The organism is Pseudomonas sp. WS 5503 (genome assembly GCF_012985385.1).
Classification (GTDB): Bacteria; Pseudomonadota; Gammaproteobacteria; order Pseudomonadales; family Pseudomonadaceae; genus Aquipseudomonas; species Aquipseudomonas paracarnis.
Window position 1 is genome coordinate 540,603 of record NZ_JAAQWI010000003.1, and the last position, 25,278, is coordinate 565,880.

Annotated in this window: 22 protein-coding genes; 5 read left to right on the forward strand and 17 right to left on the reverse strand. The window is 62.4% G+C overall.

The window, feature by feature from the left end; all coding sequences use genetic code 11:
- Positions 1-94: 94 nt before the first annotated feature.
- From HBO10_RS11460 to HBO10_RS11490, 6 genes are all read right to left on the reverse strand, one after another.
- Entirely contained in the window at positions 95-2,155 is a 2,061-nt protein-coding gene (locus HBO10_RS11460) for a TonB-dependent copper receptor (RefSeq protein ID WP_034126403.1), read from the reverse strand.
- 93 nt (positions 2,156-2,248) lie between these two features.
- Entirely contained in the window at positions 2,249-2,647 is a 399-nt protein-coding gene (locus HBO10_RS11465) for a DUF2946 domain-containing protein (RefSeq protein ID WP_034126404.1), read from the reverse strand.
- Between the two features lie 10 nt (positions 2,648-2,657).
- Positions 2,658-3,140 (reverse strand): copper chaperone PCu(A)C, encoded by a 483-nt coding sequence (locus HBO10_RS11470; protein WP_034126405.1) that lies wholly within the window; start codon positions 3,138-3,140, stop codon positions 2,658-2,660.
- 47 nt (positions 3,141-3,187) lie between these two features.
- Complete coding sequence (locus HBO10_RS11475; RefSeq protein WP_034126406.1) at positions 3,188-3,580, reverse strand: DUF2946 domain-containing protein; 393 nt, start codon at positions 3,578-3,580, stop codon at positions 3,188-3,190.
- Between the two features lie 424 nt (positions 3,581-4,004).
- Positions 4,005-4,724 (reverse strand): cobalt-precorrin-6A reductase, encoded by a 720-nt coding sequence (locus tag HBO10_RS11485; RefSeq protein WP_034126407.1) that lies wholly within the window; start codon positions 4,722-4,724, stop codon positions 4,005-4,007.
- Positions 4,721-5,926, reverse strand: a complete 1,206-nt coding sequence (locus HBO10_RS11490) for a bifunctional cobalt-precorrin-7 (C(5))-methyltransferase/cobalt-precorrin-6B (C(15))-methyltransferase (RefSeq protein WP_034126408.1) — start codon at positions 5,924-5,926, stop codon at positions 4,721-4,723. Before HBO10_RS11490 ends, HBO10_RS11485 begins: the two co-directional genes overlap by 4 nt.
- Before the next feature lie 38 nt (positions 5,927-5,964).
- Between HBO10_RS11490 and cobG the strand changes: the two genes are divergently transcribed.
- From cobG to HBO10_RS11515, 5 genes are all read left to right on the forward strand, one after another.
- Positions 5,965-7,311: a precorrin-3B synthase gene (gene cobG, locus HBO10_RS11495; protein WP_034126409.1), complete on the forward strand. Its 1,347-nt coding sequence runs from the start codon at positions 5,965-5,967 to the stop codon at positions 7,309-7,311.
- Positions 7,304-7,930, forward strand: a complete 627-nt coding sequence (locus tag HBO10_RS11500) for a precorrin-8X methylmutase (protein ID WP_034126410.1) — start codon at positions 7,304-7,306, stop codon at positions 7,928-7,930. Before cobG ends, HBO10_RS11500 begins: the two co-directional genes overlap by 8 nt.
- The gene (locus tag HBO10_RS11505) at positions 7,930-8,661 is read left to right on the forward strand and encodes a precorrin-2 C(20)-methyltransferase (protein WP_003188163.1); all 732 of its coding nucleotides are present in this window, start codon (positions 7,930-7,932) and stop codon (positions 8,659-8,661) included. The genes HBO10_RS11500 and HBO10_RS11505 overlap by 1 nt, the downstream gene beginning before the upstream one ends.
- Positions 8,661-10,298: a precorrin-3B C(17)-methyltransferase gene (gene cobJ / locus HBO10_RS11510; protein WP_034126411.1), complete on the forward strand. Its 1,638-nt coding sequence runs from the start codon at positions 8,661-8,663 to the stop codon at positions 10,296-10,298. The genes HBO10_RS11505 and cobJ overlap by 1 nt, the downstream gene beginning before the upstream one ends.
- 237 nt (positions 10,299-10,535) lie before the next feature.
- Entirely contained in the window at positions 10,536-11,315 is a 780-nt protein-coding gene (locus HBO10_RS11515) for a hypothetical protein (protein ID WP_034126412.1), read from the forward strand.
- Here the strand turns inward: HBO10_RS11515 and HBO10_RS11520 are convergent.
- From HBO10_RS11520 to aroQ, 11 genes are all read right to left on the reverse strand, one after another.
- A complete protein-coding gene (locus HBO10_RS11520; RefSeq protein ID WP_003171467.1) occupies positions 11,312-11,908 on the reverse strand; it encodes a MarC family protein in 597 nt (198 codons plus the stop codon). The two genes, HBO10_RS11515 and HBO10_RS11520, sit on opposite strands and share 4 nt — an antisense overlap.
- A gap of 927 nt (positions 11,909-12,835) precedes the next feature.
- On the reverse strand, positions 12,836-15,610 hold the full coding sequence (locus HBO10_RS11525; RefSeq protein WP_034126413.1) for a hybrid sensor histidine kinase/response regulator: 2,775 nt from the start codon (positions 15,608-15,610) through the stop codon (positions 12,836-12,838).
- Between the two features lie 116 nt (positions 15,611-15,726).
- Positions 15,727-17,019 (reverse strand): phosphoribosylamine--glycine ligase, encoded by a 1,293-nt coding sequence (gene purD / locus HBO10_RS11530; RefSeq protein ID WP_034126414.1) that lies wholly within the window; start codon positions 17,017-17,019, stop codon positions 15,727-15,729.
- A 125-nt stretch (positions 17,020-17,144) separates the two neighbouring features.
- On the reverse strand, positions 17,145-18,752 hold the full coding sequence (gene purH, locus HBO10_RS11535) for a bifunctional phosphoribosylaminoimidazolecarboxamide formyltransferase/IMP cyclohydrolase (RefSeq protein ID WP_034126415.1): 1,608 nt from the start codon (positions 18,750-18,752) through the stop codon (positions 17,145-17,147).
- An 82-nt stretch (positions 18,753-18,834) separates the two neighbouring features.
- Positions 18,835-19,155 carry a DNA-binding transcriptional regulator Fis gene (gene fis, locus HBO10_RS11540; RefSeq protein ID WP_002555375.1) on the reverse strand — a complete coding sequence of 107 codons (321 nt, stop codon included), beginning with the start codon at positions 19,153-19,155 and terminating at the stop codon, positions 18,835-18,837.
- Positions 19,152-20,165: a tRNA dihydrouridine synthase DusB gene (gene dusB, locus HBO10_RS11545; protein WP_034126416.1), complete on the reverse strand. Its 1,014-nt coding sequence runs from the start codon at positions 20,163-20,165 to the stop codon at positions 19,152-19,154. The genes fis and dusB overlap by 4 nt, the downstream gene beginning before the upstream one ends.
- Before the next feature lie 185 nt (positions 20,166-20,350).
- Positions 20,351-21,598, reverse strand: a complete 1,248-nt coding sequence (locus HBO10_RS11550; RefSeq protein ID WP_034126417.1) for a DUF3426 domain-containing protein — start codon at positions 21,596-21,598, stop codon at positions 20,351-20,353.
- Positions 21,599-21,628: 30 nt separating this feature from the next.
- On the reverse strand, positions 21,629-22,507 hold the full coding sequence (prmA, locus tag HBO10_RS11555; RefSeq protein ID WP_034126418.1) for a 50S ribosomal protein L11 methyltransferase: 879 nt from the start codon (positions 22,505-22,507) through the stop codon (positions 21,629-21,631).
- Positions 22,508-22,774: 267 nt separating this feature from the next.
- Positions 22,775-24,136 carry an acetyl-CoA carboxylase biotin carboxylase subunit gene (gene accC, locus HBO10_RS11560; protein WP_003188188.1) on the reverse strand — a complete coding sequence of 454 codons (1,362 nt, stop codon included), beginning with the start codon at positions 24,134-24,136 and terminating at the stop codon, positions 22,775-22,777.
- 17 nt (positions 24,137-24,153) lie between these two features.
- Entirely contained in the window at positions 24,154-24,618 is a 465-nt protein-coding gene (accB, locus tag HBO10_RS11565) for an acetyl-CoA carboxylase biotin carboxyl carrier protein (protein WP_003188191.1), read from the reverse strand.
- 24 nt (positions 24,619-24,642) lie between these two features.
- On the reverse strand, positions 24,643-25,098 hold the full coding sequence (gene aroQ / locus HBO10_RS11570; RefSeq protein ID WP_169921993.1) for a type II 3-dehydroquinate dehydratase: 456 nt from the start codon (positions 25,096-25,098) through the stop codon (positions 24,643-24,645).
- Positions 25,099-25,278: the final 180 nt, after the last annotated feature.

Below are 25,278 nucleotides of genomic sequence, written 5' to 3' on the forward strand. Positions count from 1 at the left end.
ATTTTTCTTGGTCTGTTACACCGCCATCGCAGGCAAGCCAGCTCCCACAGGGGACTGTAATCCACCTGTGGGCGCAGGCTTGCCTGCGACGCTTTTAGAAGCTCATGTCCACCTTGGTCCAGAGCGTACGCCCCGGCTCCTTGATGGCCTGCGGGTCGTTGGCTGGGTAACCGAAGCCTGCGTTACCGGCCAGATTCAGATGCTCGGCATAAGCCTTGCCGAACAGGTTGTCGACCCCGGTGCTGACCTTGAAGTGCTTGTTGACGCGGTATGCCGCGTTCAGCGAGAACACGCCGAAGCCGCCACTCTTGTCGTAGTCCTTGCCGACCACGTTGCCTTTGTTCGGGTCGATACGGTGTTGCGCTGCAACCACCCTCCACAACGCACCAGCGCTCCAATCGTCTTCGCTGTAGGTCAGGCCCAGGCGCGTGTCCAGCGGTGGCATTTGCGGCAGCGCCTTGCCGTCGCTGCTGTTCTTGCCCCAGGCATAGGCGAGGCTGGCGTCGGCTTTCCAGTGTTGGCTCAGCTTGTACGCTGCGCCCACTTCGCCGCCCATGATACGTGCGTCCACATTGCGCGCCTGGGAGGTGGTGCCCATCATGCCGGGCCTGTAGTCAAACAGGATGAAGTCGCGCACCTGGCCGACATAGCCCGAGACCCAGGCTTCCAGGTCGGCGCTCTTGTACTGGGCACCGAAGTCGAGCTGGGTGGTTTTCTCGGGCTTCACGCCGTCGAAGGCATTCACCGAACCGGCCGCGCCGGTGTTGGGGGAAAACAGCTCCCAGTAATCCGGGAAACGTTCCGCGTGGCCCAGGCCGGCATACAGCGTGGTGGGGCTGTCCGCCAGGTCGTGCTCATAACGCACAAAGCCCGAGGGCAATGTATCGGCGCGGGTGTCGCCGGCGGTCGGGTTCGGGCGCGACATCATTCCCGAGCCGGTGCGTTGACGGAAGTCCTTGGCCGAGGCGCGGTCCAGGCGTGCGCCGGTGATCAGGCGATCGTTGTCGGCGGCGTACCAGGTCAGTTCGCCGAACACACCGTAGTTGTGGAAATTGGCGTCCTTGTTGCGCGGCAGATCCTTATACGTGTCGATGCCCATGCTGCTGCGCGCACGGTGTTCATTGGTCTGTGCATCCAGGCCGCTGATCAATTGCACATCCGCCCAGCGCCAGGTGGCCTTGATGCGTGCGCCAAGGGTGCGGCGGTCGACGTTGGACGCCATGGGACCCGCCATCATGCCGGTGCCCGAAGGGACACGCAGGCTGTAGTTGTCCATCACATGGTCGGCGTAGTTGTAGTAGACCTGGGCCTCGACCTTATCCAGCACCTCGCCGATATTGGATTTCTCGAAACGCAGCCCCAGGCTTTCGCGCAGGAACTGCGAGCCGTCCATGCCGCGACCGGCGTAGCGCGCTTCACCATCGCCACGCCCGGCGGTGAGTTCCAGCAGGGTGTCGGCGTCGGGCGTGAGGCCCACAGCCACGTCACCGTTCCACTTGTCATAACGCGAGGCGACGGTGTCGTTGTTGCCGTCCTTGTAGTCGTCGGCATGGGCCTGGTTGCCGATCACGCGCACATAACCCAATGGGCCGCCAGCAGCAGCATCGATGACCTTGTCGAAACGCCCGTTGGAACCGGCCAATACGCTGGCGTTGACCCGCGTGCCCAGCTCGCCGAATTGCTCGGGTTCACGGTCGAACAGGATGGTGCCCGCTGACGCGCCCGGGCCCCAGAGCACGGTTTGCGGGCCTTTGATCACGGTGAGCTTGTCGTAGGTTTCCGGCGAAATATACGAAGTTGGCGCATCCATGCGCCCCGGGCAGGCGCCGAGCATCATGCCGCCGTTGGTGAGGATATTCAGGCGCGAGCCGAACATGCCGCGCAGCACCGGGTCGCCGTTGGTGCCGCCGTTGCGCACCAGGGCGAAGCCGGGGATGGTCTTGAGGTAGTCGCCGCCATCGCTGGCGGGCACCGGTTGGCGAGGGTCTTTGGGGTTGGTGACCACGGTCAGCGGTGAGCTGGGGGCGATCGCGGTGATGACGGTGGGGCTCAGCTCATGCTCGTCGGCGTGAGCGTGGGCAGCCAATAGTGCGCCGCATAAGGCGGTGAGCAGGGCAGTACTTCCCAAACGGGTGTCAGCAGAAAACCTGGACATGACAAATTCCATCAATCAATCGTAAACAACACGGCCAGCAGCCTGCGGCTGTCTGTCTAAAGTCGGCCGGGGTGAAGTAACGCTGTGAAGGGCTTACGAAACGACAGGCGGCGCGCGGCTGCGCGCGCCGGGGAAGATGCTCTGCCGGGCATGGCCCAGGCGCGTGGCGGGGGTGAGGGCGTTGGCGGGCGGCGGGGTGCCGAGGGTTACGTAGGAGACGCTGCCGGGCAGGGCCGGGCAACTGAACAGCAAGCTGCAATAGCCGCATTTTTCCCAGAGAACATGATGCTCGTCGGGGGCTTTGCTGTGCTGCGCAGGTTCACCATGGCAGTTGGGCATGTCCATGGTCATGGACATGCTGGCGTGATGATCCATCGGCATCGCTTGGGAAATCAGCGGACCGATAAAAATCATCAGCATGGCGAACAGGCTGATCCAACTGCCGCGCATCAGGCGGCGGTGGGGAGACAACCTGGCGCGAGGGGCGCCCATCGGGTTTGGCTTACTGGGTGTGCATATGCTCGTGGCCGGCCATTGGCGGCGCTTTGTGCACCGACACTTGCACCTGGACCTTGCCGGCGTTTTCGAAGGTCAGGGTCAGCGGGAATTGCTTGCCGTCGGCCAGCAGGCTGCGGTCTTTGAGGCCAAGCAGCATGACGTGATAGGCCATCGGCGCGAAGGTCAGTTCACCCTTGGCCGGTACGGCAACGCTGGGCACTTGTTGCATCTTCATCAAATCGCCTTGCATTACGTGCTCATGCAGCTCGGCTTTTTCGGCAACGCTGGTTTCAACGCTGAGCAGGCGATCCGGAGCCGCCCCGGTGTTATGAATTACAAAGTAGGCGGCGACGGTAGGCGCATTCGGTGGCAACTCCTGAGACCAGGGGTCGCTCACCAGCAAATCGCCGGCCTTGTAGTCTTCGGCATTGGCAGCACTGAACACCGGCAGCAGCAACGCAGCCAGAAGCAGGGAAGATTTAAGCATGGCAGTTCTCCAGAACGGTTCTAAACGCAGTTCACTTGCGAAGAAGATCAGACCGTTGGAGAAGCGCGGGGGTTAAGGCTCGGCCATTGCTGGCGCGGGGTTGGATTGCGCAATAAGCGCGGCGGCAAGTTCTGAACCGCCTCGAAGCGCGTCACATACAACTGCGGCACATGCCCCGGCAACGCCACCAACGGCGCAGAACCCGAGCAACACCAGCAATGCTGCATGGCGGAGTGATCGTCCGGCGGTGCGGGAATTTCCAGCTTGCCCAGGGCAATCGCCTTGAGGCTCGCGCCATTGGACGAACAGAACCCGCCCCACATCAGACGCTTGACCGGGTCATCGGTCTGCTGCATCGCACTGGCCAACGGCATGGCAAACGCATTGAACAGCACTGCAAGGCAGGCGATCCAGGCAATTGCAAAGCGTTGACGGGCCATGGCGGATAATCCGTAGGGTTAAACGATCAGGCGGGTATTTAGCCTGATCGGGGGGGATAAGTAAAAAGGGCGGGTGTGGTTTGGTGTCGCAGTGGTGGGTTTGAGGATAGACGAGAACGGCCGCTTGCCAATTTTGCAGAAAGGACGCGGCGCACCAGGCGGGCTGATCGTTCCCACGCTCTGCGTGGGAATGCCGCGTTGGACGCTCTGCGTCCGCTTTTAAAGCCGTGACGCGGAGCGTCACAGGATGCATTCCCACGCGGAGCGTGGGAACGATCAAGTCAGGTATAGGGCTTTTACCAGCCAATGGTTGCGCAGTTGATTGAGCTAGCGCCTTGGCTGGCTGATCTACTACCGTCATTTGATAACGCAATTCCAAAGTGTGGGAGCGAGCAAGCACGCTCCCACATTGGATAGGTGGTGTTTAGAAAAGAGTGATTGCTTGTAGCAACGCCGGCACTGCTGTGAACTCTCGATCTACGGCAGCCAACACCGGCCGCTTCAACACCAACACCGGCACCCCACGCTCACGCGCCACTTCCAGCTTTGGCTCGGTGGCGGTGCTGCCGCTGTTCTTGCTGATCAGCACATCAATCCGCCGTTCTTCGAATAACGCCCGCTCGTCCTTGATGATGAACGGTCCGCGTGCGCCGATCACCTCACAGCGCTCGTTGCCGGGATACACATCCAGCGCGCGCAAGGTCCAGAACTGCTCGGCGGGGATTTCGTCGAGGTGCTGCAAGGGTTCGCGACCCAAGGTGAACAGAGGGCGCTTGAAGGGTTTGAGCGCTTCGGCCAGTTCGGCCCAGTCGGCGACCTCGCGCCAATCATCCCCCGGCTGCGGCTGCCAGGCTGGGCGTCGCAATGCCCAGCAAGGCACATCGCTCAATTGCGCCGCTTGGGCCGCGTTTTGGCTGATCTGCGCTGCATACGGATGGGTGGCGTCAATGATCAGGCTGATACGTTCGTCACGAATAAACTGCGCTAACCCTTCAGCGCCTCCGTAACCCCCGACACGAACCTTGCAGTTCAGGTCGGTTGGTACGCGGCCCACGCCGGCCAGGCTGTAGATATGCTGCGGCCCCAGGGTACGGGCGATGGCCAGCGCTTCCGTGACCCCGCCCAGTAATAGAATCCTTTTCATAGCGGCTTGATCACTTCCAGCAACGTGATCGGCAGCGCCTGGCGCCAGGTATCGAACTCGCCCAGGGGCTGCGCCTGGGCGACGTGGATGCGGGTCAGTTCACCGCCATGCTCGGCGCGCCAGTTCATCAAGGTCATTTCGCTTTGCAGGGTCACGGCATTGGCAACCAGGCGGCCACCGGGGCGCAGGTGTTGCCAGCAGGTGTCGAGCACGCCGTCGCGGGTGACGCCGCCGCCGATGAAGATGGCGTCTGGCGTTTCCAGGCCGCTTAACGCCTCCGGCGCCTTGCCGCGAATCAGTTGCAGGCCGGGCACGCCGAGGGCGTCGCGGTTGTGTTCGATCAGGCTTTGTCGGCCTGCGTCGGCTTCGATCGCCAAGGCGCGACAGCTGGGATGGGTGCGCATCCATTCAATACCGATGGAGCCACTGCCCGCGCCCACGTCCCATAACAGTTCGCCCGGCATGGGCGCGAGGCGGGCTAGGGTCATGGCGCGCACATCGCGTTTGGTCAGTTGGCCATCGTGTTTGAAGGCCGAGTCCGGCAAGCCGGCAAGACGCGACAGACGCGGTGCGTTCGCATCCGCCAGGCAGTCGATGGCGACCAGGTTCAAATCGGCAACCGCCGTGTGCTCCCACGCTTGCGCGTGCCCGTCGATACGCCGTTCAGCCGGGCCGCCCAAATGTTCAAACACACTGATGCGGCTGGAGCCAAAACCACGCTCGACCAACAACGCGGCAATCAAAGCGGGGCTGCTGGCGTCATTGCTCAACACCAACAAGCGCACGCCACTGGCCAGATGCGCATTAAGTGCCGCCACCGGACGAGCCACTACGGATAACGTCACCACCTCCTGCAACGGCCAGCCCAGGCGCGCCGCCGCCAGGGATACCGACGATGGCGCGGGCAAAATCAACAACTCTTCAGTTGGCACTTGCCGCGCCAGGCTGGCGCCGACGCCATAGAACATCGGGTCGCCACTGGCCAAGACGCACACAGGCTCCCCACGGCGCGACAACACCGGATCCAGTGAAAACGGGCTCGGCCACAGCTGGCGCTCGCCACCAATACACTGCGGCAGCAGGTCCAACTGGCGCTGAGCACCTATAATCCGCGTGGCGCGCAACAGGGCATGCCGGGCATTCCTGCCCAGGCCCTTGAAGCCGTCTTCACCGATGCCTACAACCGTCAGCCAGAGCGACATATCAATTCCTTGAACGACATCCGACGGGCAGGCTTTTCATGCCGCCGGACAAAGCAGGCATAATACCGCGCCTTTACCCGTCAACCGGTAGCCCCGTGAACCCAACGCCCGCTGTGAATACCTTGCGCCCCTCGGCTTGTCCGGGGTTGCTGCGTATTGTCCAGGCGTTGGACGGTGGCATTTGCCGAGTCAAATTGGCGGGCGGCGCGATCACTGCCGCCCAGGCCCACGCCTTGGCGGACGCGGCCCAGGCGTATGCGGGCGGGGTGATTGAGGCGACCAACCGCGCCAACCTGCAGATCCGCGGCATCGGCGCCGAGCAGGAGGCGTTGATCGCCCGACTACTGGCGGCGGGCCTGGGCCCCAGCAACGCGGGCGGTGACGACGTGCGCAACCTGATGCTCAGCCCCAGCGCCGGCATTGACCCGCAGATGCTGTTCGACACCCGCCCACTGGCCGCGCAGATCCTCGCCACCCTGGAGAACCATCCGCGTTTCCATGAACTGTCGGCCAAGTTCGCGGTGCAACTCGATGGCGGCGAAGACCTGGCGATGCTCGAGCATCACCACGACCTGTGGTTGTCGGCCTTCGTACGCCATGGCGAAACCCTGCTCGCGTTCGGCCTGGCCGGCTGTCCGGGCCTGGATGCGCCCCTGGCCGCCGTGCCATTGGGCCAAGGCCTTGAGTTGGTAGTGGCAGTGCTGGAAGCCTTTCTGGACCTCGCCACCCCAGAGCAAACGCGCATGCGCCATTTGCCGGTGGATAACGTGCTGAACCATTTGCGCTTGCCGTTGCTGCCAGCCGACGGCTTCACACGCCCGCCCAGCGACGCGTCGCTCCAGGTGGGCACTTATCCACAAGTGCAAAAGAATCAGTTCTACGTCGCCGCCCTCGCGCCCTTGGGTCGCCTGGCCCCGGCAATGCTCAAGGGCGCCGCACAACTGGCCAGTGACTATGGGGACGGCACCTTGCGCTTCACCCCTTGGCAAGGCGTGCTGGTGCCCAACGTCGAAAAGCCTCACGCCGTGACCGAGCGCCTGGCGCAACTGGGCTTTATCTGCTCGCTCGGCCACCCGCTGGCGCGCATGATTGCCTGCACCGGTTCCAGCGGCTGCGCAAAAGGCCTGGCCGACACCAAGGCCGACGCCGTGCAACTGGCCGCTCTGCAACCGGGCGTTGAGGTGCATCTGTCCGGCTGCCCGCGCTCCTGTGCTGCCGCGCACACCGCGCCAGTCACCTTGCTGGCGGTGAGCCCCGGCCACTACGACCTCTATTTTCGCGATGCAGCCCAGCCTGGTTTTGGCCGGCTGCACGCGCGCACTCTTTCCATTGAAGCGGCGGGCGCCCTGTTGCGCGCTCGTCCACGGAGCAACATCGATGATTGATTACATCCGCGACGGTCAGGAGATCTATCGCAACTCCTTCGCCATTATTCGCGCGGAAGCCAAGTTGGACCGCATCCCGGCTGATTTGGAAAAACTCGCGGTGCGGGTGATTCATGCGTGCGGCATGGTCGAAGCCATCGACGGCCTGCAATTCTCCGAAGGGGCCGGCAAGGCCGGGCGTGACGCGTTGGCCGCTGGCGCGCCGATTCTGTGCGATGCGCGGATGGTCTCCGAAGGCGTGACCCGCGCACGCCTGCCAGCCAATAACCCAGTGATCTGCACCCTGCGCGACGACAGCGTGCCGGAGCTGGCGCGGGAGTTGGGCAACACCCGTTCGGCCGCCGCCCTTGAACTGTGGCGCCCGCACCTGGAAGGCAGTGTGGTGGTGATCGGCAACGCGCCGACCGCGTTGTTCTACCTGTTGGAAATGCTCGATGCCGGTGCGCCGAAGCCGGCGTTGATCCTGGGTTTCCCGGTGGGCTTTGTCGGCGCCGCCGAATCCAAGGCCATGCTCGCTGCTGATAGTCGTGGGGTGCCGTTCGTGATCATGCAAGGTCGCCTGGGCGGCAGCGCCATGGCTGCCGCCGCCGTCAATGCCCTGGCCACGGAGGTCGAATAATGCAGGTGCGCGGACGTTTGATCGGCCTGGGCGTCGGCCCCGGTGACCCGGAACTGATTACCCTCAAAGCCCTGCGCCTGCTGCGTGAATCGCCGGTGGTGGCGTACTTCGTGGCCAAAGGCAAGAAGGGCAACGCCTTCGGCATCATCGAGGACCACCTGGTGCCGCAACAGACCCTGATGCCGCTGGTGTACCCGGTGACCACCGAAGTGCTGCCGGCGCCGCTGTCCTACGAGCAGGTGATCAGCGACTTCTACGACAATGCCAGCCTCGACGTGGCCGCGCACCTGGACGCGGGCCGCGACGTGGCGGTGATCTGCGAAGGTGACCCGTTTTTCTACGGCTCCTACATGTACCTGCATGACCGCCTGGCCGAGCGCTACGAGGCCCAGGTGATTCCAGGTGTGTGCTCGATGCTCGGTGGTGCCTCGGTACTCGGCGCGCCGTTGGTGTATCGCAACCAGAGCTTGTCGGTGCTCTCGGGCGTATTGCCCCATGAGGATCTCAAGCGCCGCCTGGCGGATGCCGATGCCGCAGTGATCATGAAGCTGGGGCGCAACTTCCCGAAAGTGCGCCAGGTGTTGGAAGAGTTGGGTCTGGCCGAGCGGGCGTTGTACGTGGAACGCGCGACCATGGCCAACCAGAAGATCGTGCCGCTGGATCAGGTGGAGCCGATGTCGTCGCCGTATTTCTCGCTGATCATCGTGCCCGGTGAAAGGTGGCAAGGTTGATGACCCCGGCGATTGTGATTCTGGGCCAAGGCAGCCTGGCGACTGCGCGCAGGCTCCAGCAGGTTTACCCCGGCGCGTTGATCCACGGTTTGGCCACACGGGTTGAGGGGGCAGACCGTACCTACAGCGAATTCGGCGCGACCTTGCGTCAGCTCTATCAGCAGGGCACGCCACTGATTGCCCTGTGCGCCGCGGGCATTGTGATTCGCACCCTGGCACCGTTGCTGCTGGAAAAGGGCGAAGAACCCGCCGTGCTGGCCGTGGCTGAAGACGGCAGCGCTGTGGTGCCGTTGCTCGGTGGCCTGGGGGGCGTAAACCTCATGGCGCGCGATATTGCGGCAGCGCTCGGCGTGTCCGCCGCCATCACCACCAGCGGCGAGTTGCGTTTTGGCACCTGCCTGCTCAACCCGCCGGCGGGCTATCAACTGGCCGACATCGAACTGGGCAAACGCTTTGTCTGCGACCTTCTGGCCGGCGAAAGCGTGCGCATTGAAGGCGCGGCGCCATGGCTGGAGGACGCTAACCTGCCTCAGGATCAACAGGCGCGCCTGGCGATTCATGTGGGCAGTGCCGAGCGCACACCGGCAGCCAACGAGTTGCTGATTTACCCGCAGAATGTCTACGTCACCTGTCGGCCGGGTGTGCAGTTGGCCGAGCGTGTGCGCTCGGCGTTGCAGGAGGCGGGCGTGGCCGTGCAATCCCTGGCCTGCCTGCTGGCCAGCGACCTGCAGATGGCTGACGCGTCCTTGCATGAAGCCGCGTCAGCGTTGGGCGTACCGCTGCGTTTTGCCGTACTGGAACCCGTTGCGGACATCAGTATCACCGTGGCCGAGCAGCCCTTGGATCTGTCACAGGTTGGGCGCCCCCGCGGGCGTCTGGCGGTGATTGGCCTGGGCCCCGGCGCTGCTGAATTGATGGTGCCGGCGGTGAAGGCGGAACTGGCGCGTTGCACCGATGTGCTGGGGTATGAAACCTACGTGCGCATGGCCGGGCCGTTCCGGGACGACCAAGTGCAACACTGCACTGACAACCGCGAAGAAATGCAGCGCGCCCGCCACGCCTTCGAGCTAGCCGCGCAAGGCCGCTCGGTGGTGGTGGTGTCCTCTGGTGACCCGGGTGTATTCGCCATGGCCGCGGCGGTGATCGAGGCGCTGCACGAGTCCAGCGAGCCGGCCTGGCATCAGGTCGACCTGGAAATCCTGCCGGGGGTTTCCGCTTCGCTGGCCACCGCTGCCCAGGCGGGCGCGCCGCTGGGGCATGACTTCTGTGTGATGTCGCTGTCGGATAATCTCAAGCCCTGGGCGATCATCGAAAAACGCCTGGACCTGGCTTCCCAGGCCGACCTGGCCTTGGCGTTCTACAACCCGATCTCCAGGTCGCGGCCTTGGCAACTGGGACGCGCCCTGGAGATCGTCGCGCTGCATCGCACGCCGCAGACGCCGGTGGTGCTGGGCCGTGACATCGGTCGTCCAGGCCAGACGCTGCGCATCACTACCTTGGGGCAACTGACGCCCGAGCAGGTGGACATGCGCACCATGGTGCTGATCGGTTCATCCACCACCTGTGTGTTCCCGCGCGCGGGTGGCGGCGAGTGGGTGTACACACCACGTTGGTATGGCGACAAACCCAGCTCCTGAAAACAGCCCCGTTGGCTGCCGGAAAGCTCCGGATAACCCAGGGATTCCCCTGGCGTTGTTCGGGGCTTTTTCTTTTTTCTGCGATGAAAACCGCACGCCTGCCCGCCGCGCCTTGTCATTGCTGGACGCGGGTTTTAGGCGGGGCAGTCCAAGGGATGTTTATCGCATGGAAACCCCGCTGCTCCCTGGACTAGGGTGGAAGCAAGCCCCATGTGGGGTGCTTGTGGAGAACAGAAAATGGAGCGACGTCACAGAAGGATCAACAGTAAAAAAAGGCGCAAGTTGATTGCCGCCTACAAATTGCCGGGCGCACCTGCCAGGCAGGCCGCTTGCGCGCTGGATAGCGACGATGATTGCAATGCGGCCGTGGTCAACAACGGGGTGATTTCATTTGCCGAAGGCTTGTCGGCGTTGAATCGCGAATACGTACGCAAAAGCTATCTGCTGGCCAGCAGTTATGTGAGCGATGTGCTGAAGGTCCAGCGGGGCAGCGAGGCGTGGTACGAGGAATTTATCAAGGTGATGGTCAGCCTGGGGTGGCTGCCGCTGCGCAGTCGCTTTGAACGGGTCTCGCGTGCGGGCAAGGGCCTGACGGTGCAACTGGCGGCGCTGAATATCATCGCCTCGATGCTGACGTCGACGGCGCTGTTCGGGCCACTGCTTAGCGCCTTGCCAAAGCTGGCCGCCGATGCGCTGGATGCATTGAAGCGTCAGCCAGCGTCTTTCGAGCTGTTCAAGCGCAATTGCGCGGTGCATGAGGGCGGCGATTTCGGCCTGGCCTCCTGCGCTGAAACAGACGGCGAGTTGATCATGGTGCTGGTGACCTACAGCACCCATGGTGTGGATAAACAGGTGGGCCTGCCCTTCCTGGAGTGGGATAGCTCCTCGTTCGAGGCCTTCAGCGGGCAGACTTGCCTGGTGCTCAATACCTCTATGGTCAACGAGAAAACCATCCAACTGATGCGCGAAAGCGCCGGTGACAAAGTGGAAATGGCTATCGCCAAATACCGGATCTAGGGCACCAGGTAGCCGCGTACCCCGGTAAAAATGATTTGCGCGGCCAGGGCGCAGACGAACAGGCCCATCAACCGGCTGACAATCTGCAAGCCCTGGTCGCCGAGAATGCGTTCGATACGGTTGGACAGGTACAGCACCACGCCCACCGTCAGGCTGGCCAGGGCAATACTGAGGATGGCGGTAAGCTTGTCGTCCCAGTGTGGTTGGCTGACGCCCATCACCAGCAAGGCGCCGATGGTGCCGGGGCCGACGGTGAGGGGGATGGTCAGCGGCACGATGGTCACGTCCTGCTGCACGTTGTCGGTCTGTACCGCCGACTTGCCCTGGGCCATGCCCAGGGCGGAGATAAACAACACGCTGCCGGCGCCGATACGGAACGCGTCGACGGTAATGCCGAACACACTGAAAATCACCCGTCCAAACAGGTAGAGCAGCACGCTCGATACCAGGGTGGCCAGTGCAACTTTCCACGCCAGGCGCCGACGCTCCTTGCTGGAATAGCCACGGGTCAGGCTGATAAAGCAGGACAGCACAAAGAACGGGCTGTAGAGCACCAGCATCTTCAGGTAAACGCTGAATAACACATGGAGCATGAGGGCGGCTCGCGGGCGGGGAAAGTGTGGAGGAGTCTATCCGACACAGATCAAATGTGGGAGCTGGCTTGCCTGCGATAGCGGTGGGTGTGATCGTTCCCACGCTCTGCGTGGGAATACATCCAGTGACGCTCTGCGTCGCGTTCAAGCAGGACGCGAAGCGTCCCGGGCGGCATTCCCACGCGGAGCGTGGGAACGATCATCAGGAAAGGGGGCTGTGCTCAGGGCGCTGTTGGCGCTGCGCCACCCAGTAGTCCACCAGCTCGCGCATCTGCGACAGTCCACCGGCTTGGCTATACGCCCGTCCATGCCTGCCTGACTTCCCATGCCCGCAGTTGCTGCGTGGCGGTGAAGCCATCAAGGCTGGCTGATCATTCCCACGCTCTGTGTGGGAATGCATTCAGTGACGCTCTGCGTCGCGTTCAAGCAGGACGCGGAGCGTCCCGGGCAGCGTTCCCACGCGGAGCGTGGGAACGATCATCAGAACGCTGAATAACACATGGACCATGGGGGCGGCTCGCGGGCGGGGAAAGTGTGGAGGAGTCTATCCGACACAGATCAAATGTGGGAGCTGGCTTGCCTGCGATAGCGGTGGGTGTGATCGTTCCCACGCTCTGCGTGGGAATGCATCCAGTGACGCTCTGCGTCGCGTTCAAGCAGGACGCGGAGCGTCCCGGGCGGCATTCCCACGCGGAGCGTGGGAACGATCATCCGGAAAGGGTGCTGTGCTCAGGGCGCTGTTGGCGCTGCGCCACCCAGTAGTCCACCAGCTCGCGCATCTGCGACAGTTCCACCGGCTTGGCCATACGCCCGTGTGATCGTTCCCACGCTCTGCGTGGGAATGCATCCAGTGACGCTCTGCGTCGCGTTCAAGCAGGACGCGGAGCGTCCCGGGCGGCATTCCCACGCGGAGCGTGGGAACGATCATCAGGAAAGGGTGCTGTGCTCAGGGCGCTGTTGGCGCTGCGCGACCCAGTAGTCCACCAGCTCGCGCAACTGCGACAGTTCCACCGGCTTGGCCATATGCCCGTCCATGCCTGCCTGGCGTGCGCGTTCTTTGTGTTCCGACAGGATATGCGCGGTGAGCGCCACCACTGGCGTGCGCACGCGTTGGTGGCTGACTTCCCATGCCCGCAGTTGCTGTGTGGCGGAGAAGCCATCGAGAATCGGCATTTCGCAGTCCATCAATACCAGGTCATAGCGCTGGGCTTTCATCGCTTGCAGCGCTTCTTCGCCGTTGCTGGCGGTGTCCGGGTCGAGATTGAGCTTGCCGAGCATGCCGCGAATCACTTTGGTGGAAATGCTGTTGTCTTCGGCTACCAGGATGCGGAAATCGCTGGGCACGGTCATGGCTGCCGGTGCGCTGGGGGCCGGGCGTGCCACGGGGGCGCCTTTGCTGCGCTGGGCCAGTTCATCGGCCAGGGTGGTCTTGAGGGTGTAGCCAGCCACCGGTTTGGCGAGGATGCGCTTGATCCCGCAGTTGCGCGCAATGATCTTGCTCGGTGCGTTACTGATTCCGGTGAGCATGATCAGCAGGATGTCGTGGTTCAGGCTCGGGTCTTCCTTGATTTTCGCCGCCAGTTGCATGCCGGTCATGCCGGGCATGTTCTGGTCCAGCAGTACCACGTCGAAATAATCACGCAGGTGCGCCTTGGTGCGCAGCAGCGCCAGGGCCTCCTTGCCCGAAGGCACGGCGCTGACGTTCAGGCCCCAGGCCGTGCATTGTTGCACCAGGACTTTGCGGCAGGTGTCGTTGTCGTCCACCACCAGCACGCGGGCGTCCTTGAGCGGGCCGTCGAGGTCGCTGGTCGGGTGTTCCAGGCGTTCCGGGTCCAGCGGCAGGGTCAGCCACAGGGTACTGCCCTGGTGGCTCCCACTCTTGACGCCGAACTCGCCGTTCATCAACAAGATCAGCTGGCGTGCGATGACCAAGCCCAAGTGGCCGCTCAAGCGCGTCGCCGAAAGGAAGTTCTTGCTGTGCAGTTCGCTGTGCAACAGGGCGTCGCGTTCGGCAGCTTCCATGGGCACGCCGCTGTCTTGCACGGCAATGCGCAGGCGTGGCTTGGTGCTGCGCTCATCCAGGGCGACAACGATCAGCACTTCACCTTCATCGGTTTTGTGCAGGGCGTTTTCCAGAAGGCTCAGTAAAGCCTGGCGCAGTCGCGTCGGGTCACCGCTGATCACCCGTGGCACCTGGGGCTGGATAAAGCTGATCAGCTCGACATTCTGTTGCTCGGCCTTGGCGCGGAAGATGCTCAGGCAGTCGTCGATCAATGCATTGAGATCGAACTGCACATCATCGAGTTCGATCTGCCCGGATTCGAGCTTGGAAATGTCGAGAATCTCGTTGATCAGGGTGAGCAACTCATTACCGGCGCTGTGGATGGTCTGCACATAGTCGCGTTGCTTCACCGACAACGGCGTGCCCAGCAGCAACTCGGTCATGCCCAGCACACCGTTCATGGGCGTGCGGATTTCGTGGCTGATCTTCGCCAGGAACTCGGCTTTGGCGGCGATTTCGGCATTGCTGGCCGCCAGGTCGCGGCTCAGGCTGAAACGGGTTTCGACAATGGCGCGCTGGCGCTCGCCGAGGGCCAGGCTCATCAGCAGGCCACTGAGGCAGATAAAGCTCAAGAGGGTGACGATCAGCCCCTGTGGCGCCACCAGGGTAAGGCCGAGCAGTGCGGGCAGGATGATCAGCGTGCCGATGTTGAACACCACCATGGCCGCCACGAACAAGCGCGCCGGGCGGTAGCCTTTTTGCCAGTGATAGGCCGAGACAAACAGCATGCTCAGGCCCGCCAGCGCGACCAGGGCATAGGTGATGATGTTCAGCGGCAAGGTGTTGACGAACAACAGGAGCAGGCCGCACAGGATGATCAGCAGGATGTCGGCCATCAACACTTTGTTCAGCGGGTGCGGGCCCAGGGGCATGAAGAAGCGGTAGGCGAACATCAGCCCACAGGGTGCGGTCAGCAGCAGGGCCAGGTAGGCCCCCGGGGTCTGGATTGCGTGCCAGTTCGGCAGCCATGGCCCCACCAGGTTGAGCAACAGCGCCAGGCTGAGCATCAACAGGAACTCGCACGCGGCCAGCCACAGGCTGCTGCGCGAGCGGTGGTAGGCGAAGCGCGTGAGGTTGTGCAGGATCAGCATCGACAGCACGCCGAACAGCAGGCCGTAGATCAGCGTCTGGTTCTGGTTGGCGGCGGCCAGCACCGCTGGTTCCAGGGTGATGTAAGGGCGCAGCTCGTGTTCCGAGACCAGGCGCAGGTATACCTCCAGTGGCCGTTGGCTCTGAGGCATCGGCAGCATGAAGTCACTGCTGGGCAACGAGCGCTCAGCCTGGGGTTGGCGTGTGCCGGTGGTTTGTTGCTCCACCAGGGTGTCGCCGTCCAGCACATACAGGCTCAGGCTGGAGAGGTCCGGGGCGAACACCCGCAGCACTTGTTCGTGCTTGCCGGGCTGCAACCTGAAACGCACCCACAACGCACCGTCCGGCTGCGCGGCGGTGATCCGGTCCAGTTCGATGGGGCTGAATTGATTGGTATAGCGGGCGGAACGGATATCGCTCAGTTGCAGGTCGGCCTGTTCATCAAGCAATACTGCCCAGCCACTGCCTTGCGCAGCGGCCTGGGCCGGTAGCAAGCAGAGCAGGGTCAGCAGACTGATTGTGAAACCTATGGCGATCCTGAGCCAGCGCACGGCGAAATCCCTTCGGTAGGTGGATGCACGGGTTAACTATGCGCGGGGCAACAGGGTACGGCAAGGGCCAAAGGCCCTTACCTAACCGAACGGATAGCTACTGCAAGTGTAGCTGCTCAGTTGTTCTCACCGCGTTCGCGGGCAATGGCACGGTAGCCAATGTCGGTGCGGTAGAAGCAGCCCTTCCAGTCGATTTTCGCCGCCAGTTTGTATGCCTGTTGTTGCGCGGCATCGACACTGGCACCCATCGCGGTGGCGCACAACACGCGGCCACCGGCGGTTACAACTTTGCCGTCCTTGAGCGCGGTGCCTGCATGGAACACCTTGCCTTCCAGCGCAGCGGCGGCGTCGAGGCCTTCGATCACATCGCCCTTGGCGTAGTCGGCAGGGTAGCCACCGGCCGCCAGCACAATCCCAACGCTAGGACGTGGGTCCCACTGCGCTTCGACCTTGTCCAGGGCCTGGGCGAGGGCGGCTTCCACCAGCAGCACCATGCTCGATTGCAGGCGCAGCATCACCGGTTGGGTTTCCGGATCGCCGAAGCGGCAGTTGAACTCGATGACTTTGGGGTTACCGGCTTTGTCGATCATCAGGCCGGCATAGAGGAAACCGGTGTACACGTTGCCTTCATCCGCCATGCCGCGCACGGTTGGCCAGATTACCAGGTCCATGACGCGCTGGTGGACGTCGGCGGTGACAACGGGCGCCGGGGAGTAGGCACCCATGCCGCCGGTGTTCGGGCCACTGTCGCCGTTGCCGACGCGCTTGTGGTCCTGGCTGGTGGCCATCGGCAATACGTTCTTGCCGTCGACCATCACGATAAAACTGGCTTCCTCGCCGTCGAGGAACTCCTCGATGACTACGCGTGAACCGGCGTCACCAAAGGCATTGCCGGCGAGCATGTCGCGCACGGCGTCTTCGGCTTCCTGCAGGGTCATGGCGACGATCACGCCTTTGCCGGCAGCCAGGCCATCGGCCTTGATCACGATCGGTGCGCCTTTCTCACGCAGGTAAGCCAGGGCCGGTTCGATCTCGGTGAAGTTCTGGTAGTCGGCCGTCGGGATCTTGTGGCGAGCCAGGAAGTCCTTGGTAAAGGCTTTCGAGCCTTCCAGCTGGGCGGCGCCAGCGGTAGGGCCAAAGCAATCCAGGCCACGGCTGCGGAACAGATCGACGACGCCTGCTACCAGTGGCACTTCCGGGCCGACGATGGTCAGGGAAACATTCTTCTCGGCAAAATCCGCCAACTGCTCCAGGGCCAGCACGTCGATGGCGACGTTTTCACACTTGGCTTCGATGGCGGTGCCGGCGTTGCCGGGAGCAACGAAGACTTTCTGCACGCGTGGGTCCTGGGCTACTTTCCAGGCCAGGGCGTGTTCACGGCCACCGCTGCCAATGATCAAAACATTCATTTCAAAAACCTCGTTAGGATGATCGTTCCCACGCTCTGCGTGGGAATGCCTCTACGGACGCTCTGCGTCCGAGGGACGCGGAGCGTCCCTGGCTGCGTTCCCACGCGGAGCGTGGGAACGATCAATCAGTGGCGGAAGTGGCGCATGCCGGTGAAGACCATCGCAATGCCAGCTTCATCAGCAGCGGCGATGACTTCTGCATCACGCATCGAACCGCCTGGTTGGATCACGGCGGTCACGCCTGCTTTCGCGGCGTTGTCCAGGCCGTCACGGAACGGGAAGAACGCATCGGAAGCCATCACCGAGCCCACCACCTGCAAACCGGCATGTTCAGCCTTGATCGCGGCGATACGTGCCGAGTTCACGCGGCTCATCTGACCAGCGCCGACACCGATGGTCTGGCGGTTCTTGGCGTAGACGATGGCGTTGGACTTGACGTATTTGGCCACTTTCCAGGCGAAGATCAGGTCGTTGATCTCTTGCTCGGTCGGCGCGCGCTTGGTCACGACTTTCAGGTCGTCGCTGCCGATCATGCCGATGTCGCGGCTCTGTACCAGCAGGCCGCCATTGACGCGCTTGTAGTCCCAGGCCGCGGCGCGGTCTGCCGACCACTCGCCACAGGCCAGCAGGCGCACGTTGGCTTTGGCGGCGACGATGGCGCGGGCTTCTTCGCTGACGCTTGGGGCGATGATCACTTCGACGAACTGACGCTCGACGATGGCCTTGGCGGTCTCGGCATCCAGTTCGCGGTTGAAGGCAATGATGCCGCCGAATGCGGATTCGGTGTCGGTGGCGTAGGCCAGTTCGTACGCCTGGCGGATACCGCCTTCAGCGTCCGGGCTGACGGCCACGCCGCACGGGTTGGCGTGCTTGACGATCACGCAGGCCGGCTTGACGAAGCTCTTTACGCATTCCAGCGCGGCGTCAGTGTCGGCCACGTTGTTGTAGGAGAGTTCTTTGCCTTGCAGTTGAGTAGCGGTGGCGATGCCCACTTCGGCCGGCTTGGCTTCCACGTAGAACGCCGCACTCTGGTGCGGGTTCTCACCGTAGCGCATTTCCTGGGCCTTGATGAACTGGCTGTTGAAGGTGCGCGGGAACTGGCTGCGACCTTCTGTGCTCAGGGTGTCAGCCGCTTGGTTCACGGTGCCCATGTAGTTGGCGATCATGCCGTCATAGGCGGCGGTGTGTTCGAACGCCTTGAGCATCAGGTCGAAGCGCTGGGCGTAGGTCAGGCCACCGGCCTTGAGGTTTTCCAGGACGTTGGCGTAGTCGCTGGCATTGACCACGATGGCCACGTCCTTATGGTTCTTGGCCGCCGAGCGCACCATGGTCGGGCCGCCGATATCGATGTTTTCGATGGCGGTCGGCAGGTCGCAGCCTGGCTTGTTGATGGTGGCTTCGAACGGGTAGAGGTTAACGGCCACCAGGTCGATCGGCTTGATGCCGTGCTCGGTCATGATGGCGTCGTCGATGCCGCGACGGCCGAGGATGCCGCCGTGAATTTTCGGGTGCAGGGTCTTGACGCGACCGTCCATCATTTCTGCGAAACCGGTGTAGTCCGCGACTTCTACTGCGGCCACGCCGTTGTCCTGCAGCAGTTTGAAGGTCCCGCCCGTGGAGAGGATTTCCACACCCAGGGCTTCCAGCTCCCGGGCAAATTCGAGGATCCCGGTCTTGTCGGAAACACTGATCAAGGCACGGCGGATCGGCAGGCGGGTGGTCTGGTCGGTCATCTCAATTTCCATCAAAAGCAAAGGAAGTCAGCAAAAAAGGCGACCGGTTTTACGCGGGCGCCTTTCTGGTTTGATTGAATGCTTACAGCAAATCGTACTGCTTGAGCTTTTTGCGCAAGGTGCCACGGTTGAGGCCCAGCAGCTCACTGGCTTTGGTCTGGTTGCCCTTGACGTAGTTCATCACGCTTTCGAGCAAGGGCGCCTCGACTTCGGAGAGCACCAGGTTGTACACATCCGTGACGGAAGCGCCCTCAAGGTGGGCGAAATAATTGTGCAGCGCCTTCTCGACACTCCCGCGAAGGGTCTGGCCTTCTTCGCTCGGCGTGTTGAGGTGCTGTTTCAAATTGACATTGTCGCTCACGGGTGTTGTTCCACTCACTAAAGTCTCGGTCATCATCGTCATGCGGCCACCCCTTCTCCATCCCCTGTTCCCAGGCTCTTGTCGCGTCCGGCGAAGAACTCACGAACGGTGGCGACCTGTGCCTGCGTTTCATCCAAACGATTGAACTGAGCGCGGAATTCCTTGGCGCCCGGCAAGGTGGCGAGATACCAGCCGACATGCTTGCGAGCAATGCGTACTCCCATCACGTCCCCATAAAAGGCGTGCAGGGCGGCCAGATGCTCTAGCAGAATACGTTCCACCTCGACCAACTCTGGTGCCGGCAAGACTTCACCGGTACGCAGGAAATGCTCGATTTCACGAAAAATCCACGGCCGCCCCTGGGCGGCCCGGCCAATCAACAAGCCATCGGCACCGGTCGCGTGCAGCACGCGCCGGGCTTTCTCGGCACTGTCGATGTCGCCATTGGCAAAGACGGGCATCGACACGGCCTGCTTGATCGCGGCAATGGTGTCGTACTCGGCTTCACCGGTATAAAGGTCGGCGCGGGTACGGCCATGCACCGCCAGCGCTGTAATGCCTGCCTGTTCAGCGATCTTCGCCACCGTCAGGCCATTCTTGTTGTCCCGGTCCCAACCGGTACGAATCTTAAGGGTCACCGGTACATCCACTGCGCCAACAACGGCCTGCAGGATCTCGGCGACCAACTGCTCATCTTTCAACAGTGCGGAACCGGCGGCCTTGTTGCAAACCTTCTTGGCCGGGCAGCCCATGTTGATGTCGATGATCTGTGCACCCAGCTCCACATTGGCCCGTGCGGCATCCGCCAGCATCTGCGCATCGCCCCCGGCGATCTGCACCGAGCGTGGCTCGGGATCACCTTCGTGGATCATGCGCATCCGCGACTTGCGGGTGTTCCACAGACTCATGTCGCTGGTAACCATTTCAGAGACTACTAGACCCGCGCCCAAACGCTTGCACAGCTGACGAAAGGGCTGGTCGGTGACACCCGCCATCGGGGCGAGGATCAAGCCGTTTTGCAATGTGTATGGGCCGATGCGTACCGCCGACATAGGACTTCCCTGTTGTGGGGCCGGATCATTAGAGTTCGAAAAAGGGTTGGCATGATACCCGCTCTCGATGACTGGTTAAAGGCTGAATTGGATAAAATCTGAACAGTTACTTTTTTATCGCCATCGGTTTGGTTGACGGCGGTCAAGTCAATAATCCGCCGTCAAACCTCGGTGGGTACGCCGTTTTACTCGGGCGAGTGGAAGCTCAGGCTGTAGTTCACGGCTCTATTGCCCGGATCAAGAATGTCCAGGGAGATGTGGATAGGCGTCTGCGAGGGCATTTCGCTGACGCCAGCCAACTCGCCGCTGAGGTATTCGGCGGGCTTGAAGCGACGACTGGCAATCAGGCTGCCGTTCAAGTCCGCAAAGCGCAACTCCAGCAGCGGGAAGGGCTGAGAGAAGGTCGCACGGTTATAGATGATGGCATCGACCACCAGCGCCCCGGCGAATTCGGGGTGGCTGCGCACCACCAGATTGCTGCTCTTTATGTGGGTAATGTCGACCCGCGATGGCACGGTGCACCCCAGTTTCGGGCATAACGCCTGGAACCAGGGACGGTAGGCGTCCTGGCGGGCCAGGTCGTCGAATTGGTAGGCGATGTACTGGCCGGCCAGACCGGCAGCGGCGAGTACCACCAACAATATCCAGACCAGACGGCGACCCCAGCTTGACGGACGCTTCTGCGCATAGAGGTGCAGGGGGTCGTCTTCCAGGTCCTGGAGTAACTCGTCGTGTACACCAGCCTCCGTTCGCGCGCGCTTGCGGCGCGGCTGTGCGCGGTCTTCGGGTTCAGGCTCATCGTGCTCGTCGCGGGTGGGTGTCAGCGGCGGGTCGAGGTCGTCATCCACGGTAGTGGCGTGCAGAGCTGGTTCGTCATCGAGTTCGTCGACGTGGGCCGACATGGACGGTTCGGTGCGCTGTTTGGACGCAGGTGCCTTAACCGGCTCGGGCTCTTCTTCTGGTGCCTGGGCGCGCTCTTGGGGTGGCTCACTGAACAGGCTGGCCGCCCACTTTTCTTCCTCGGCCTTGACCGTATCGCGGCTGGCGCTGAAGGACTCTTCCTTTTGCCGGCGGTCGGCACCTGGCTGGCGACGTTCCGCACCCAAGGCCTGGGTATGTTGGATCTCGCGACGTTCCAGCTTGGCCAGTTCCTTGTCCAGGTTATCCAGGTCCAGCTCTTCGGCCGTCCACTGTTTCTGGCTGATGGCCCGTGGTGGCTCGGGAGGTGCTTCGCCAATCGGTTCGGGGGTTGTCGGCGCTTCAGGTTCCGGCGCAGACGCCTGGGCACGTTGCTCCAGCAACTGGCGAGCGGCGTTGAACACTTGGAGGCACGAGCCGCAACGCACCACGCCGCGGGCCACGCTCAATTGAGCGTGGTTGACGCGAAAGCGCGATTGGCAATGTGGGCACTGGGTGACGAAACTGTCGGTCATGCGGCCATCCGATTCAGGCAAGCGCTCATTCTAGCGCCGACGACCGCTGATGCGTACCCAGCCATCACGGTTGGCGATCGGGTCCAGCTCGAAGTCTTTGGCGTAGGCCGCAGCCACGTCTTCACCTTGCTCGGCGAGGATGCCCGACAGCGCCAGGCGCCCGCCCGGCTTGACCAGGCTCGACAGTTGCGGCGCCAGCGACACCAGTGGCCCGGCGAGGATATTGGCCACCAGCACATCGGCCTGAACCTGGGGCAGGTCCTCAGGCAGGTAGAGTGGGAATTTGCCTTCGGCAATGTTGTTGCGCCCGGCGTTATCGCGGGAGGCTTCCAGGGCCTGCACGTCGATATCGGTGCCCACGGCCTCCTTGGCGCCCAACAGCAGGGCGGCGATGGCCAGGATCCCCGAGCCGCAACCAAAGTCCAGTACGTTGCTGTCGGTCAGGTCCTGGCCGTCCAGCCATTCCAGGCACAGGGCGGTGGTCGGGTGCGTGCCGGTACCGAACGCAAGGCCCGGGTCCAGCAGCAGGTTGACGGCGTCTGGCTCGGGCGCGGCGTGCCAGCTTGGCACGATCCACAGGCGCTGGCCGAAACGCATGGGCTGGAAGTTATCCATCCAGCTGCGTTCCCAGTCCTGGTCTTCGATGACTTCGCTGTGATGCTCGGGCAGCGGGCTGCCGGTGAGCAGTTCCATATGGGCCAGCACGGCAGCGGCGTCGGTGCCGTCTTCGAACAGGGCCAGCAAGTGGGTGTGGGACCACAGCGGCGTGGTGTTGAGTTCCGGCTCGAAAATCGGCTGGTCTTCGGCGTCCATGAAGGTCACCGACACGGCGCCCACTTCGAGGAACGCGTCTTCGTAGGTTTCGGCTTGTTCTGGGCTGATGGCGAGACGGACTTGCAGCCAAGGCATGGCGGGCACCTTTGAAAAAAATGAATGTGCGGCGGGCAGGCCGCGAAAGCGCGCAAGTTTACGCGAGAGCAAGCCAGAAGACGACTGCGCCGACGATCGTTCCCGCGCTCGGCGTGGGAATGCCGCCTCGGACGCTCCGCGTCCCGTTGTTAAGGCGTGGCGCGGAGCGCCACAAGAGGCGTTCCCACGCCGAGCGTGGGAACGATCAGGGGTCGGTGGCCCATAAACAACAAAACCGCCCGAAGGCGGCTTTGTTGGGTGGAGCACTTACTGGTTGGCCAGCTTGTGTTCCAGGTAGTGAATGTTCACACCACCTTCGCAGAAGCCTTCATCACGAACCAGATCCCGATGCAGCGGGATGTTGGTCTTGATGCCGTCGACCACGATTTCGTCCAGGGCGTTGCGCATACGGGCCATGGCCTCGTCGCGAGTGGCACCCCAGGTGATCAGCTTGCCGATCAGCGAGTCGTAGTTGGACGGAACCTTGTAGCCGCTGTACAGGTGCGAATCCACACGTACGCCGTTGCCGCCGGGCGCGTGGAAATGCTTGACCAGGCCAGGGCTTGGGATAAAGGTTTTCGGGTCTTCGGCGTTGATGCGGCACTCCAGGGAGTGGCCGTGCATCTTCACGTCGTCCTGGGTGAAGGACAGCACGTTACCGGCTGCGATGCTCAGCATTTCCTTGACGATGTCGATACCGGTGACCATCTCCGATACCGGGTGCTCTACCTGCACACGAGTGTTCATCTCGATGAAGTAGAAGCGGCCGTTTTCGTAGAGGAACTCGAAGGTACCGGCGCCACGGTAATTGATGTCGATGCACGCCTTGACGCAGCGTGCCAGGACTTCCTGACGCGCCTTTTCATCCAGGCCCGGAGCCGGAGCTTCTTCCAGGACTTTCTGGTGGCGACGTTGCAGCGAGCAATCGCGGTCGCCCAGGTGGATAGCGTGGCCCTGGCCATCGGACAGTACCTGGACTTCCACGTGACGTGGGTTGGTCAGGTACTTCTCCAGGTAGACCATCGGGTTGCCGAACCAGGCGCCCGCTTCGGAGCGGGTCTGCTTGGCGGCTTCGATCAGGTCTTCTTCCTTGTGCACCACGCGCATGCCGCGACCACCACCGCCACCGGCGGCCTTGATGATCACCGGGTAGCCGACTTCGCGACCAATGCGCAGAGCGGTTTCCTCGTCTTCAGGCAGTGGGCCGTCGGAGCCTGGAACGGTTGGCACACCGGCCGCGATCATGGCGTCCTTGGCCGAGACCTTGTCGCCCATCAGGCGAATGGTTTCGGCTTTCGGGCCGATGAAGGCAAACCCCGATTTTTCCACTTGTTCGGCGAAGTCGGCGTTTTCCGCGAGGAAGCCGTAGCCCGGGTGGATGCCATCGGCGCCGGTCACTTCTGCCGCGGCGATGATATTCGAGACTTTCAGGTACGAGTTCGTGGCCAGTGGCGGGCCGATGCAGATGCTTTCGTCCGCCAGTTTCACGTGCATCAATTCGGTATCGGCCGTCGAGTAAACAGCGACGGTCTTGATGCCCTCTTCCTTACAGGCGCGCAGGATACGCAGCGCGATCTCGCCGCGGTTGGCGATCAGGACTTTTTGCAGTTTCTTCGCAGGTTTCAACATCGAAGGCGCTCCGCGGTTCAAACGATGGTGAACAGCGGCTGGTCGTACTCAACCGGCTGACCGTTTTCTACCAGGATGGATTCAATGACGCCGGCTTTTTCCGCGGTGATGTGGTTCATCATCTTCATCGCTTCAACGATGCAGATGGTGTCGCCCACTTTCACGGTCTTGCCCACTTCAACGAAGGCTGGCGAGGTCGGTGCCGGGGTGCGGTAGAAAGTACCGACCATTGGCGACTTGACCACGAAGCCGTTCAGCGCAGGAGCGGCTGGGGCGGCAGGTGCAGCGGCGGCGGCAGGTGCGGCAGCCGGAGCTGCAGCGGCTGGAGCCGGTGCTTGCATCTGTGGCGCGTAGAACTGTTGGGCCGGGGTCTTGCTGTGACGGCTGATCCGTACGGACTCTTCGCCTTCCTTGATTTCCAGCTCGTCGATACCGGATTCTTCCAGCAGTTCGATCAGTTTCTTAACTTTACGGATATCCATGAATCATCAACTCCCAAGGGTCGGTCAGGGGCGTTTAGCCTGTTCTTCAGTGTGTTCCAGGGCGGCCTCCAGGGCCAGTCGGTAACCGCTGGCGCCAAGGCCGCAGATCACTCCTACCGCTACGTCGGAGAAGTAAGAGTGATGGCGGAAAGCTTCGCGTTTGTGCACGTTCGATAAATGCACTTCGATGAATGGGATGCTCACCGCCAGCAGCGCGTCACGTAATGCAACGCTTGTGTGCGTAAAAGCGGCGGGATTGATCAGAATAAAGTCCACGCCTTCGCCGCGCGCGGCATGGATGCGATCAATCAATTCATACTCGGCATTGCTTTGCAGGTAGAGCAAATGGTGGCCGGCTTCACGGGCCCGCTTTTCCAGGTCGAGGTTGATCTGGTCCAGGGTCACTGCCCCGTAGACGCCCGGTTCGCGGGTGCCAAGCAGGTTCAGGTTGGGTCCGTGAAGAACCAGTAAGGTCGCCATTGGCTGTTCCTTGTTATTGGTGTGGGTGCGTCAGAACCCGGCGACTATGCCGCAAAGCCTTTGTGACTGTCCAGTTCTATGCAGTAGCCGGCACGATTAGCGAGGATTGCGCAAAATTTGTGACTGGGAGACGGCATTTGGTCAGTGTGGGAGCTGATCGCACCCACGCTCCTCGTGGGC